The following is a 13,486-nucleotide window of genomic DNA, read 5'->3' on the forward strand; positions in this document are numbered from 1 at the left end:
GATTCGTTGGCGGCCGCGTGACCGGGGCCGTCTAAGCGCTACGCAGGCATCTTGCGGAACGCGATGGCGAAGCGGTTCCAGCTATTGATCGCCGCGACGAGCAGCGTCAGATCGACGATCTCCGCGTCGCTGAAATGCGGCCTGACGGCTTCCCAAACCGCATCGGGCACATGCTCGATCGAGACCAGCGTGAGCGCTTCGGTCCACTCCAGCGCAGCGCGCTCGCGGTCCGTGAAAAACGGCGTTTCGCGCCAGACCACGACGGTCGCGAGGCGCCGATCGGTTTCGCCGCCCTTGCGCGCATCGGTCGTGTGCATGTCGACGCAGTACGCGCAGCCGTTGATTTGCGAAGCGCGTAGCCGTACCAGCTCGGTCAGCGACTTTTCGAGCGACGATTTGGCGATCTGCTCTTCGAGCACGAGCAGGGCTTTGATGGCGTGCGGGTTGGCTTTATAGAAGTCGAGACGCTGTTGCATGATGAATGGGCTCCTGAAAGGGTGGTCGGGTTGAGACCGGGTTGAAACCAGGTTGAAACATTCGATACCCTTAAGACTAAGCGCCAAACTGGCATTCGCAAATGACCGTTTTTCCGTATTTTGAGGTAACCAGTTGCCTAGGCCAATACAAACAAGCATCGAGGGAGCGTGAAACCTCGCGCTCCCTCGTCATGGATGCGTAACGACCCCAAAGCAACGGCTATCGACTACCGTCGCGCCGCTTATTCGATCGCCGCCGCCGGACCGAAGAACTCATAGCGGCTTTGCGATTCGGGCACGCCGATCGCCTTCAGATGACGCTTGACCGCTTTCATGAACGCAATCGGCCCAAGGAAGTACACGTCGACGTCGCGCGTTTGCGGCAGCCAGCGCTTGAGGAGCGTCTCGTCGAGATAGCCGATCGCGTGCGCTTCCTGATCGCCGTCGCGGTGTTCCTCGTAGCAGTAGAAGCGCTTCAGTTGCGGGTGACGCGCGGCGAGCTTGTCGATCGCGTCGCGGAACGCGTGGACGCCGGCATGCCGTGCCGCGTGAATGAAATGCACCGGGCGGTTCGTGTGGAGCGCCGCCTGCAGCATCGCGAGAGTCGGCGTGATGCCGACGCCGCCGCTGATCAGCACGAGCGGCTTGTCGCTGTTTTCGAGCGTGAAGTCGCCGGACGGCGCAAAGAGTTCGAGCGTTGCGCCTTCGCTCACTTGCTCGTGCAGGAAGTTCGACACCTTGCCGTTGGGCTCGCGCTTCACGCTGATCCGGTATTCCTGGCCGTTGGCCGCCGCGGAAAGCGAATAGTTGCGGCGCACTTCCTCGCCGTCGATCACGAGCTTCAGGCCGATATATTGGCCGGGATGAAACTCGAGCAGTTCGCCGCCGTCGGCGGGCTGCAGGTAGAACGACGTGATCTCGTCGCTTTCCTTGATCTTGCGCGCGACGCGGAACTCGCGCGTGCCGCGCCAGCCGCCCGGCGCGTTTTCCTTTTCCGCGTAGGTCTTTTCTTCGAGGCCGATCAGGAGGTCGGCGAGCTGGCCATAAGCGGCGGCCCAGGCGTCGATCACGGCATCGGTGGCGATCTCCGCGCCGAGCACTTCGCGAATCGCGCGCAACAGGCACTTGCCGACGATCGGATAATGCTCGGGCAGGATGTTCAGCGCGACGTGCTTGTTGACGATCTGCGAAACGAGGCCGCCTAGCTGTTCGAGCTGATCGATGTGGCGCGCGTACATGAGCACGCCGTTGGCGAGCGCGCGCGGCTGCGCGCCGCTGGCCTGGTGCGTCTGATTGAACAGCGGTCGCACTTCGGGATATTCGCTGAGCATCATCCCGTAGAAGTGCGTGATGAGCGCTTCGCCGCCGCTCTCGAGCAGCGGTACGGTGGCTTTGACGATGGCACGGTGTTCGGCGGATAGCATCTTGTATGGTCCTCGTTAGAGATTGGCAGGTGGCTGGAAACTAGCCAGCGCTGTCTATATCCACGAACTGTGCCAGAATGAAAGCCTCGATTAATCAATGCTTTACTAATTAGAATGGTCGACCCGACTATAGTCAAAACGACTGGTAACGAAGTCAAATTGACTGCGCGCGCACTGCTCGATGCGCTGGCGCCGCTGATGCAGGACCTTTCGCACGACCTGCCGGATACGGAGCGCTACCGGCGTCTGTTGCAGAGCTTGCGCGCGCTGTTTCCGGGCGATGCCGCCGCGCTGCTGCGTCTCGACGGCGACACGCTCGTGCCGCTCGCGATCGACGGCTTGTCGAGCGACACGCTCGGCAGGCGCTTTCGCGTCAGCGACCATCCGCGCTTCGCGCTTCTGCTTTCGACCACCGTACCGACGCGTTTTGCGGCCGACTCCGATTTGCCCGATCCCTACGACGGCCTCGTGCAAGGCGTCGCCGGCAAACTGGAGGTGCACGATTGCCTCGGTTGTCCGTTGCTGATCGGCGGGCGGCCGTGGGGCCTCCTGACGCTCGACGCGCTCGATCCGGCCCAATTCGACGCGCTCGACATGCCGGCATTGCAGGCCTTCATGAGTCTCGCAGCGGCGACGGTCAGCGTCGTCGAGCGGATCGAAACGCTCGAGCGCACCGGCGAGGAAGAGCGCAGCCGCGCCGAGGAAGCGTTCCGGCAAGCGAGCGGGCAGCTTCGGCGTGAATTCATCGGCAGCAGCGATGCGTACAAGCGTCTGCTCGAAGAGATCGAAATCGTGGCCGCGAGCGACCTGACCGTGCTCGTGACCGGCGAGACCGGCGTCGGCAAGGAACTGGTGGCGAACTCGATTCATGCGCTGTCGGCACGCGCCGGCAAGCCGTTGATCAGCCTGAACTGCGCGGCGCTGCCTGACACGCTCGTCGAAAGCGAGTTGTTCGGGCATGTGCGCGGCGCGTTTTCGGGCGCGTCGTCGGATCGCCGCGGCAAGTTCGAGCTTGCGCATGGAGGCACGATCTTTCTCGATGAAGTCGGCGAACTGTCGCTGACGGTCCAGGCAAAGCTTCTGCGCGTCATGCAGAACGGCCAGTTGCAACGGCTTGGCTCGGATAGCGAGCACAAGGTCGACGTGCGCGTGATCGCCGCCACGAATCGCGATCTCGCGGAAGAGGTCAGGGCGGGGCGTTTTCGCGCGGACTTCTACCACCGCCTGAGCGTGTATCCGCTGCGGGTGCCGCCGTTGCGCGAGCGCGGCCGCGACATCCTCTTGCTCGCGGGCTTTTTCCTCGAAGAAAACCGCAGCCGGCTCGGCCTGCTCAGCGTGCGTCTGTCGGTCGATGCGCAGGCGGCGCTGCTGCGTTATTCGTGGCCCGGCAATGTGCGCGAGCTGGAGCATTTGATCGGACGCAGCGCGCTCAAGGCGTTGGCAGCCCAGCGCGAGCGTCCGCGCATCCTGACGTTGACGGCGGCGGATCTAAGTCTTTCCGACACACCCGATTCACACGGACACAGCAAGCCGCCGCTTGCCGACGAACCCGAAGCCGTCGAAAAGGACTTCCGCACTTCAGTCGCGGACTTCGAGCGCAAGACGGTTCTCGATGCACTCGTGCGTCACAAGCAGAACTGGGCCGCTACTGCGCGCGAGCTCGGTCTTGATCCGGCGAATCTGAATCGATTGGCAAAGCGGCTTGGATTGAAATGACGCGCGCCCGTCAATGCGACGCTTTCCTGCTTTAGCCGGCAACTGGTCACCTGGAGCGGCCTTAAATAACTTTTGAATTGGCTCTTTGGCGATTGCGGCCATATGGTTAGACTTTTTTGCTTTCGCGAGGCGGCTCTCTTGGACAGCACGGTACGTCGCGCGGCATTAACTGTTTAAGGAATTCGTCTAAGACGAAAAAAATTCTTGCGCAGTTCTTTTAGCCTCACATAATGACTCTGCGTGTAGAAGACCGGTCACATGATTCGTGTAGCCTTTGCTGGCCATGCGAATGAGCAGGTTTGCGGGTGCAGTAGGCTGCGCAATTCGCGCGGCGGATAAAGCGAATAGAACAATAGGAATCGCTCCTGACATGCAATCCGTACGAGGACTCCGGTGACGAATCGAATCGCCTTAGGGATCGTCGCGCTATTGGCGTCATGCACGTTATTCACGGTGCGGGCATTGGCCGCCGGCCCCGTCGCCGAGAAAGCGCCGGACACGATGGAGGCACGCGTGATGGGCTGCGCGGCCTGTCACGGCGCGCATGGCGAAGGCACTGATAACGATTACTTCCCGCGCCTGGCCGGCAAGCCCGCCGGCTATCTCTACAACCAGTTGGTCGCGTTTCGCGACGGCAAGCGCAAATACCCGCCGATGAATTATCTGCTCGCGTATTTGCCCGATGCCTACTTGAAGCAGATTGCCGATTACTTCGCGAGCCAGCGCCCGCCGTTCCCACAGTTGGGGGCGCCCACGGTCGACGCCGCCACGCTCGAGCACGGCAAGTCGCTCGCGACCGGCGGCGAGCAAACGCGCGGCGTGCCTGCGTGCGCGAGCTGCCACGGTGCGGCGCTCACCGGCATGGCGCCGGCGATTCCCGGCTTGCTCGGCCTGCATGCCGACTATCTGAGCGCACAGCTCGGCGCGTTCCGCTACGGCACGCGACACGCGGCGAGCCCCGATTGCATGCACGAGATCGCTACACGCCTCTCCGATCGAGACATCACCGCGATCGCCGCGTGGCTTGCCTCGTTGCCCGCGCCCGCGAACCCGACGCCTGCCGCGGCCGGCTCCTTGAAGCTGCCGCTCGCGTGCGGCAGCGTTCCCAACTAACCGAGGCCATCCGTGCACCGCGTGTTGAGTCATCGCTACTTCAAGGCCAAGGCGTTTGCTGCGCTGACCGCGCTTGCCACGCTGACGTGTGGCCTCATGCTCTCGCTTGGTGTGCCGCGAGCTCAAGCGCAAACGTCAGCGCCTGCAAGCACCGGCACCGACGCCCAAGTCATCGCGCGCGGCGAAACCCTCGCGCGCGCAGGCGACTGCATCGCGTGCCATACGATACCGGGCGACAAGCTCTTCGGCGGCGGACGCCCGATGGCCACGCCATTCGGCACGCTCTTTTCGCCCAACATCTCCTCGGACAAGGAAACCGGCATCGGCAATTGGACGGCCGACGAGTTCTACCGGATGCTGCACGAAGGCAAGTCCAAAGACGGCGAGCTGCTGTATCCGGCTATGCCCTACGCGTCGTACACGAAGGTCACGCGCGCGGACTCCGACGCGATCTACGCGTACCTCCAATCGACGCCGCCGATCCACCAGCCGAACCGTCCGCATGAGCTGCGCTTCCCGTTCAACAAGCGGCAATTGCTGCTCGGCTGGCGCACGCTGTTTTTCCGGGCCGGCGAATACCAGCCCGATCCGTCGCAATCGGTCGAATGGAACCGCGGCGCGTATCTCGTGCAAGGGCTCGGCCACTGCACGATGTGCCACACGGAGATCAACGCGCTTGGCGGCAATACGAAGTCGAAGGAGTTCCAGGGCGGGCTGATCCCGATCCAGGACTGGTATGCGCCGTCGCTGACTTCCAACAAGGAAGCGGGCCTCGGCGACTGGAGCATCGACGATATCGTCGACCTGCTGCACGCCGGCGTCTCGAACCGTGGCGCGGTGTACGGACCGATGGCCGAAGTCGTCTACGACAGCTTCCAGTACCTGAGTGAAGACGACGTGCGCGCCGTGGCTGTCTATCTCAAGGCGTTGCCGGGTCATACGAGCGAAGTCAGCAGCGCGCCGCCCACGACAGCGATGACCGAAGAGAAGAGCCGGCTCGCTCCACTCGGCAAGAAGATTTACGACGCGCAGTGCGCGGTGTGCCACGCGGACCAAGGGCAGGGCAAGCTGCCGAACTTCCCGCCGCTCGCGAACAATCAGTCGATCCAGATGACCTCGTCGGTCAATCCGATCCGGATGGTGCTCAACGGCGGCTACGCGCCGGGCACGATGAAGAACCCGATGCCGTACGGCATGCCGCCGTTCGCGCAGTCGCTCTCGGATGCCGAGATTGCGGCGGTCGTCACCTATATCCGCACGGCCTGGGGCAATCACGGCACGCCGGTCACGGAGAAGGAAGTCAACACGCTGCGCTCGGCGACCATCTTCTGAATCTGAGGACGCGATGATCAATTCCCCTGTCCCCCAGAACAGCAGCGAACCACCCGAAGCGGAGCGCGTCGACGAGATCGTGCGCCGCGGCCCGCGCGGCGCGATCGCGGTGGCCGGCATCGCGACAGCCATCGTGATCGGCATGTGGTACGCGTTCTACTTCCTGGTGTTCCTGCCGCGCGGCGTCATTCAATGAACGGCTCATTCCTCTAACCAGACGGCGCTATGTCGAACCCTACCGTTCCCGATCCGCATGCCTCCGCCCAAGTCGCCGAAAGCATCGAGCGGCGCTGGGCGTTCCTCGCGGTGCTGCTCGTCGCGAGCACCATCGCGGTGGTGATCTTCACTGGCTTGCGCTGGTCGGCGATGCCGCCTTCGCGCGTCGAGACCATCGACCCCGCGACGCTCAACGTCTCGGGCGAATTCGTCGAAAGCAACCTGGGCAGTGCGGTTGCGCCCGACGGTTCGGTGACGGTGCGCATCGTCGCGCAGCAGTACTCGTTCACGCCGCAGTGCCTGCTGGTGCCGGCCGGCGTGCCGATCACGTTTCGCGCGACGAGCGCCGACGTCGTGCATGGCTTTCTCGTCACGAACACCAACATCAACTCGATGGTCGAGCCCGGCTATATCGCCACGTTCAGGACCACCTTCGCGCAGCCCGGCGATCACCTGATGCCGTGCCATGAGTTTTGCGGCACGGGGCACCAGGGGATGTGGGCGCACGTGAAGGTCATCGATAAAGACGCGTTCATGCAAATGGCGGCCGCATCAAGGAGACTCAGTTGTGTTAAATAACAAGCGGCTCGTGCTCTCGCATTTCTGGCTCGCATTCGGCGTGTTCGGCGTCGCGCTCCTGCTTGGGGCCTGGCAGATGTATGTGCGTAGTCCGCTGCATCCTTGGCTGAAAGATCCCGAGATTTACTATCGCTCGGTGACCGAGCACGGCACCGTGATGGGCTATGTGTTCCCGACGCTCATCGCAATGGGCTTCGGCTACGCGGTGACGGAGCTTGCGCTCAAGCGCACGCTCGTCGGCGTGCGCTGGGCGTGGGTGGGGTTCTGGCTGGTGGCGCTCGGCGCGGTCATGGCGTCGATCACGGTGGCGCTCGGGCTCGCCTCGGTGCTCTACACGTTCTATCCGCCGATGATCGGCAACGTGTTCTATTACCTTGGCGTCGTGCTGGTGGTGGTGGGCTCGTGGATCTGGGTGGCGCTGATGTCGGTGAATCTCGCGGCATGGAAGCGCGACAACCCGGGCAAGCCTGTGCCGCTCCCGATGTTCGCGACCGTGGCGGGTTCGTACCTGTGGGGCTGGACCGCGGTAGGCGCGGCGATCGAAATCATCTTCCAGATTCTACCGGCCGCGTTCGGCTGGAAGACGACCATCGACGCGGGCCTCGCACGCGTGTTCTTCTCGTGGACGCTGCACGCCATCGTCTACTTCTGGCTGATGCCCGCGTATATCGCCTATTACACGATCGTGCCGCGCGCCATCGGCGGGCGGCTGTACAGCGATACGATGGCGCGCATCTCGTTCATCCTGTTCCTCGTGGTGGCGATGCCGATCGGCATTCACCACCTGTTCGCCGATCCGCAAGTAGGCTCGGGCTTCAAGTTCCTGCAGTCGGTATTCACGGCGCTGGTGGCGGTGCCGACGCTCTTGACCGTGTTCACGATCTGCGCGTCGGTGGAGATCGCCGCGCGCCTGCGCGGCGGCAAGGGCGCGTTCGGCTGGCTCACGGCGCTGCCCTGGGACAACCCGCAGATGCTCGCGATCGCGCTTTCGTTCGTGATGCTCGGCTTCGGCGGCGCGGGCGGCCTCATCAACATGAGCTACCAGCTCGACTCGACGATCCACAACACGCAGTGGATCACGGGTCACTTCCATCTGATCTACGCGGGCGCGATCGTCATCATGTACTTCGCGATCGCCTACGATTTGTGGCCGCAAATCACGGGCCGCGCGATGACGAACTGGAAGCTCATGCGCCTGCAACTATGGCTATGGTTCATCGGCATGATCGTGCTGACGTTCCCATGGCACTGGGTCGGCATTCTGGGCATGCCGAGGCGCATGGCCTATTACGACTACACCGATCCCGAGATCGCCGCGCAGGCGATCTGGGTGGCGATGTCGGCGATCGGCGGGTTCATTCTCGTGCTCTCGGCGATTGTGTTCTTCATCGTGCTGATTCAGGGGCATCGGGCTCAGGCCGCGGCGCCTGAGGAGTATCGCTTCGCCACCGCGGTGCACGAGCCGCACACCGTGCCGGTCGCGCTCAACAGCTTCGCGCTGTGGCTCACGCTGATGGTCGCGCTGACGGTGCTCAACTACGGTTATCCGATTGCGCAATTGATGGCGAGGGGCGACACCGTGCCCGTGATTCCGATTGGAGCCCAGCGATGAGCGAAGAACGCCTGTTCTCGTTGCGCAACCCGTGGTTCAGGGCGAGCGTCGGCGCCACGGCGGTGGTGTTCGTGTTCAGCGTGGTGGTGGGCTTCGTGTGGTTGCCGTCGGTGCAGCGCGACGCGCAGTTCCAGGGGCTCTGGAATGCGATCTGCAGCGCGGCGGGCGTGCCGCAGCAGTGGCTCGCCAACGACGCGCCGGTCGCGCCGCAAGTGCAGTTGAGCAAGGTCGAGGTGACGCCGCAATTGCTCGCGGGGGCGACGGCGTCATCAATCGGACGCGGTGCGACGCTCGCGCTGCGCTGCACGATGTGCCATGGCGAGCGCGGCATGAGCGGAGCGAACTCGCCGAATCTGGCGGGGCAGTATGCGATCGTGGTCTACAAGCAGTTGCAGGACTTCCAGAGCGGGGCGCGCACGAATGCGGTGATGTCGCCGATGGCCTTGAACTTGAGCGATCAGGACATGCGCGACTTATCGGCGTATTACGCGTCGCTGCCGCGTCCGGCTGCGGGTCAAGCGCTCGATCTGGCCGATGCGCCCGGGATCGTCGTGCACGGTGCGCCGCTGCGCAATATCCCGGCGTGCGCGGCGTGCCATGGCGGCATCGACCACAAAGCGGGCAGCCCCTGGCTCGACGGCTTGCCGGCTGCCTATACGCAGGCGCAGTTGCAGGCGTTTGCATCGGGCGCGCGGCATAACGATATCTCCGGGCAGATGCGCAACATCGCACGCAATATGACACCCGATGAAATGGTTGCGGCTGCAACCTTTTACGCGCAAAGCACGAAGCGGTAACTTCTCCCAAGCTGTGTTGTCGTCGCGGAAATTCTTTCCGCAGACGCACGCCTGCGCTTTTCCGTCCCGCTACTTCAGACCATCTGGCGTCTCGCACGCCTATCCTGGGCGAGGCTGCCCGTTCGCGACTGACTTCGCATTCCAGAACATGTTTTCGCTCACGACGCGCGACTGAATGCCGGGATAAGTCCGACATGTAATTGTTTGTAAATAGCAGATCGACTTCACGGACGAGACTCAATCGACATTCACATTGCCTGCGCTGTTGCTCATTTCTGAAAACAAACCAACGAGGTCGTGAATGAAAAAGGTCTTCAGGAGGTGGTCTGCAAAAAGCGCTGCAATCGGCGCGGGCGTGCTGGCGCTGGCCGGCATGCAAGCACCGGTTCAAGCGCACGAGATGAAAGAAGCGAAGCACGTGCTTCTTATCAGTTTCGACGGTCTGCACGAACAGGACGTGGCGCGCTGCATCGGCGCAAATACCTGCCCGAATCTGGCGCTCTTGGCGAAATCGGGTGTGACGTATACGAACGCGCACACACCGGGTCTGTCCGATTCCTTCCCCGGTCTTGCCGCGCTCTTGACCGGCGGCTCGCCGAAGACGGCGGGTCTCTTCTATGACGTGTCGTACGACCGCACGCTCTATGCTCCGTCCGATACGACTTGCACCGGCAAGCAGGGATGGAACGTCGTGTTCGACGAAACGACGGGCATCGACGGGGAAAACGGCGGCGCGCTCATCCACCTCGACGGCGGCGGTGCTTTCAATCCGCAAGCGATTCCGCACGCGATGGTCGGCGGTGTCTGCACGCCCGTGTATCCGCACAACTATGTGAAGACGAACACGATCTTCGAAGTCGTCAAGGAGCACATTCGCGGCGCGCGCACGGCATGGGCCGACAAGCATGCATGGGGCTACGACTGGGTGAACGGACCGTCGGGGCAGGGCGTCGACGATCTCGCGCGCACCGAGATCAACTCGATCGACCCGGCGACCGGCAAGTACTACCTCGACAGCTACACGCACACCGAGAAGTTCGATAACTATCACGTGCAGGCGCTGATCAACGAGATCGACGGCAAGGATTCCACGGGCACGACGAGCGCGCCGGTGCCGACGGTGTTCGGCACGAACTTCCAGACGCTGAGCGTGGCCCAGAAGGCAACCGTGGCGACGGGCGGCGGCTACCTCGACGCGGACTTCACGCCGGGTCCGCAGGTCACGGGCGCGATTGCCTACCTCGACGACTCGCTTGGCCGCGTCGTGGCCGAGTTGAAGCAACGTGATCTGTATAAGTCGACGGTCATCATCGTGACGGCCAAGCACGGCCAGTCGCCGACGGACCATACGAAGCTCGTCAAGAACGGCGACACGCTCACGAAGCAGCTCGAAACCAACAACTATCTGAACGTGAACGGCAACTTCGGCCAGAACAATACGACGTCGGGCAACTTGAACGACGGCACCGGTCTCGTCGACACGGGCTTCGTGCAGACCGACGACGTCGGCCTGATCTGGCTGCGCGACCGCAGCCAGTTGCGCTCGGTGGTCGCCACGCTGAACGCCAACCGGAGCTGCAACGCGCCGGGCATCTGCGCGGACGGTCCGCAGGCCTACATCCTGTACGGCGACTCGCTGTCGTCGCGCTTCGGCGATCCGGCGCAGGGCCGCACGCCCGACATCATCGTGCAGCCGAATCCGGGCGTGATCTATACGTCGAGCACGAGCAAGGATGAAGAGCACGGCGGCAACGCACCCAACGACAGCCATCTCGGTCTCGTCGTGTCGTTCGCGGGCCTGCCTCATGCTGGCCGCACGGTGTCCGACTATGTGCTGACGACGCAGGTCGCGCCGACCATCCTGAGCTCGCTCGGCCTCGAACCGGAACTGCTGCACTCGGTCGCGGTGGAAGGGACACAGGTGCTGCCGGGCCTGGGTGTCTCGCACCATTGAGCATGGCTTAGCGGCTTGTATTAGGGCCGCAGTCGAGGGGGCCGCGCTGGCGGATAACGCCAGCGCGGCCCTCGTTCCATTGCGACCCGTTTATCGGGTTCTCCCTTGTAGGAAAGCGCTGACAGCGCTAAGCCGTGTACTACGCGACTTTCAGCGCGGACTGATTTAAAGAACGAGGAGACTGCCCAATACTGTGCTCAAGAGAACAGTCTTTCGGCGCTATCCGTTAGCCAAGGCACTGCAAACGGACGTTCGATGAGGCTTACTTCTCCCATGCGCCGGACAATGAACCGGCAGCGCGATGTCTTCCTTACTCGACCAAAACGGGGGAACAACATGAGCCTCATTGCGCGGGATCTGCTCGAACTTCGACGCCTCGCCCTCGGCGGCGCGGGCGCCTTGACCCTCCACCTGCTGCGCGAACTGGCGGCGAACCTGATTGCCCCCGGCGTCGCGGATGTACGGGACGGCTGCTAAAAAAATCGCTCGCCAACGCAAACGTTTGGCGAGCCAAGGAAGGCGGCGCGCAATGCGCCGCTAGATGCCGATGGCGTCGTGCTTGACCACCGAAGGTTGACCGGCGCCCTTGACCAAGCTCTGCCATGCCGAGCCCTGCTCGGGGCCTTCATCTTGCGCATCGTAGAGACAGTCGTCGAGTTGACCCGCCACGCTGTCGATCGCGTGCACGAAGCTCACCGACGACTTCCCATATTCGCGAGCGAGTTCGGCGAGATCGAGCAACGCCGCGTAGTTCGCCGCGCAGCGCGGCGGCAATTGCGACTCTGCGGACGGAGCCGGTTGTTCGGCATCCGCCGAGGGAGCCGCATTCGCCACGCTGACGGTCGCCGCCGCAAGCGCCGCGAAGGCGACGATCAGCGGCACGAGAAAGGCGAACTTGCGCAATAAGAAGACCCATAGTGCGGTGCCGCCGGGACGGGGAGATGTCGTTTGGCTCTGTTCCCGAATCGGGGACTCAATCACGCGTTTCATCGGTTCGCGCTCCATTTGATCGATTTGGCTCATGGTGGCTCGTCTTCGCTCGTGGTTGCTCAGGCCCAGTGAGCCGGAACCCAGACTGCGCCGACCCAGTGTCCCGGCACCCAGACCGCGGGCCGCGGCGCCACGTAGACGGGGGCCGGCGCGACATAGACGACCTTCGGCGGCGGAGGCGGCGGCACGACGACGACCGGGGGCGGCACGTAGACAACCGGCGGCGGAGGAGGCGGCGGCACATAGACGGGCACCGGCGCGATGACCACCGGCGGCTTGGCGACGACGACCGTGGTGCCCGTCGTGACGGTGCCGCCCGCTACCACCGTGGTGCCGGTCGTGACGGTTCCGCCTCGGACCACGGTTCCGCCCGTCGTCACGGTGTTGCCGTTCACGCCGGTCACGGTGCCGCTCGTCGTCACGTAGCCGGTGCCGACGCCGTTGGCGGTGCCCGAGTGGGTGACGGTGCCGCCGTTCGAACCGGTGGCGGTGCCGGAGCGGGAGCAGGTCGAGCCCGAGCAGTTCGTCGACGCGTTGTGGTTGACCGTGTTGCCGTTCGAGCCAGTGACCGTACCCGACGACGAGTATTGGCCAGGCGCGGTGCGCGTCACGCTGCCGTCGGTCGTGGCGGTCTTGCCGTCGGGGCCGGTGGCCGATCCGGTGTGCGAGCAGGTGCCGCCCGCGCAGTTCGTGTTGCCCGAGTGCTGGACCGTGTTGCCGTAGCGTCCGGTCGCGGTGCCCGAGTTCGAGAACTGGCCCGGTGCGGTGCGGGTGACGTTGCCGGTGTTGGAGGCCCAGCCGCCATTCGGGCCGGCGACGCTGCCCGCGTGCGAGCAGCTTCCGCCGCCGCAGGAGCCCCAGTGAGCCCCGTTGTAGGTGCCGCGCGACGTGTAGGCGGTGCCGTGCCCCGAAAATCCCCAGGCGAACGCCGATGCGCTGCCGAACGCGAGCACGGTGGTGGTGGCCGCGAGCACGAGGTTTCGCAGGAGGCCGCGCGCGGGTGCGGCAATCGCGGCGGGAGCCGGCTTGGCGTCGGCGGACTGGAGGGCAAATGAGCGGAGTTTCACGGTGCGTCCTTCTCGGTTCGGGCCACTTCGCGCGCTGCGGCGTGGCGACGGATGGACTATAGAAGGACGCGCCGATTCAAGCTGTTGCAAAAGTATTTCGCCGGGTGTCACTGCGGGCGCTTAAAAACCCGTGCTTTGTTCATAAAATTACAAATCGAAAGCCATGGCGCTGGTTCATCTCGAAATTGTTGACCAAGGACAAAGGCAGCC

At 63.6% G+C, this 13,486-nt stretch carries 13 protein-coding genes; 9 read left to right on the top strand and 4 right to left on the bottom strand.

Going from position 1 to position 13,486, the window contains the following annotated elements; translation table 11 throughout:
• Nucleotides 1–38: 38 nt before the first annotated feature.
• Both AAHK20_RS15370 and hmpA read right to left on the bottom strand, forming a co-directional pair.
• Nucleotides 39–476: a carboxymuconolactone decarboxylase family protein gene (locus AAHK20_RS15370; protein WP_449182332.1), complete on the bottom strand. Its 438-nt coding sequence runs from the start codon at nt 474–476 to the stop codon at nt 39–41.
• A gap of 242 nt (nt 477–718) precedes the next feature.
• Complete coding sequence (gene hmpA, locus AAHK20_RS15375; protein WP_449182333.1) at nt 719–1,900, bottom strand: NO-inducible flavohemoprotein; 1,182 nt, start codon at nt 1,898–1,900, stop codon at nt 719–721.
• Nucleotides 1,901–2,014: 114 nt separating this feature from the next.
• Between hmpA and norR the strand changes: the two genes are divergently transcribed.
• The 9 genes from norR to AAHK20_RS15420 all read left to right on the top strand — a co-directional run bounded on the left by norR (nt 2,015) and on the right by AAHK20_RS15420 (nt 11,696).
• Nucleotides 2,015–3,616, top strand: a complete 1,602-nt coding sequence (gene norR, locus AAHK20_RS15380; RefSeq protein WP_449182334.1) for a nitric oxide reductase transcriptional regulator NorR — start codon at nt 2,015–2,017, stop codon at nt 3,614–3,616.
• Nucleotides 3,617–4,045: 429 nt separating this feature from the next.
• Entirely contained in the window at nt 4,046–4,729 is a 684-nt protein-coding gene (locus tag AAHK20_RS15385; RefSeq protein ID WP_498063346.1) for a c-type cytochrome, read from the top strand.
• 12 nt (nt 4,730–4,741) lie between these two features.
• Nucleotides 4,742–6,061, top strand: coding sequence for a c-type cytochrome (locus AAHK20_RS15390; protein ID WP_449182335.1), 1,320 nt, complete (start codon nt 4,742–4,744; stop codon nt 6,059–6,061).
• A gap of 13 nt (nt 6,062–6,074) precedes the next feature.
• The gene (locus tag AAHK20_RS15395; RefSeq protein WP_449182336.1) at nt 6,075–6,257 is read left to right on the top strand and encodes a hypothetical protein; all 183 of its coding nucleotides are present in this window, start codon (nt 6,075–6,077) and stop codon (nt 6,255–6,257) included.
• A gap of 29 nt (nt 6,258–6,286) precedes the next feature.
• The gene (locus AAHK20_RS15400) at nt 6,287–6,856 is read left to right on the top strand and encodes a cupredoxin domain-containing protein (RefSeq protein WP_449182337.1); all 570 of its coding nucleotides are present in this window, start codon (nt 6,287–6,289) and stop codon (nt 6,854–6,856) included.
• On the top strand, nt 6,846–8,468 hold the full coding sequence (locus tag AAHK20_RS15405; protein ID WP_449182338.1) for a b(o/a)3-type cytochrome-c oxidase subunit 1: 1,623 nt from the start codon (nt 6,846–6,848) through the stop codon (nt 8,466–8,468). The genes AAHK20_RS15400 and AAHK20_RS15405 overlap by 11 nt, the downstream gene beginning before the upstream one ends.
• Nucleotides 8,465–9,265, top strand: a complete 801-nt coding sequence (locus AAHK20_RS15410) for a c-type cytochrome (RefSeq protein ID WP_449182339.1) — start codon at nt 8,465–8,467, stop codon at nt 9,263–9,265. Before AAHK20_RS15405 ends, AAHK20_RS15410 begins: the two co-directional genes overlap by 4 nt.
• Before the next feature lie 301 nt (nt 9,266–9,566).
• Nucleotides 9,567–11,219, top strand: coding sequence for an alkaline phosphatase family protein (locus AAHK20_RS15415; RefSeq protein WP_449182340.1), 1,653 nt, complete (start codon nt 9,567–9,569; stop codon nt 11,217–11,219).
• A 336-nt stretch (nt 11,220–11,555) separates the two neighbouring features.
• Nucleotides 11,556–11,696 (top strand): hypothetical protein, encoded by a 141-nt coding sequence (locus AAHK20_RS15420; RefSeq protein WP_449182341.1) that lies wholly within the window; start codon nt 11,556–11,558, stop codon nt 11,694–11,696.
• Nucleotides 11,697–11,756: 60 nt separating this feature from the next.
• Here AAHK20_RS15420 and AAHK20_RS15425 read toward each other — a convergent pair whose 3' ends face one another.
• Both AAHK20_RS15425 and AAHK20_RS15430 read right to left on the bottom strand, forming a co-directional pair.
• The gene (locus AAHK20_RS15425) at nt 11,757–12,242 is read right to left on the bottom strand and encodes a hypothetical protein (RefSeq protein ID WP_449182342.1); all 486 of its coding nucleotides are present in this window, start codon (nt 12,240–12,242) and stop codon (nt 11,757–11,759) included.
• 26 nt (nt 12,243–12,268) lie between these two features.
• Complete coding sequence (locus AAHK20_RS15430) at nt 12,269–13,276, bottom strand: hypothetical protein (RefSeq protein ID WP_449182343.1); 1,008 nt, start codon at nt 13,274–13,276, stop codon at nt 12,269–12,271.
• Between the last annotated feature and the right edge of the window lie 210 nt (nt 13,277–13,486).

This window comes from Trinickia camelliae (genome assembly GCF_053525655.1).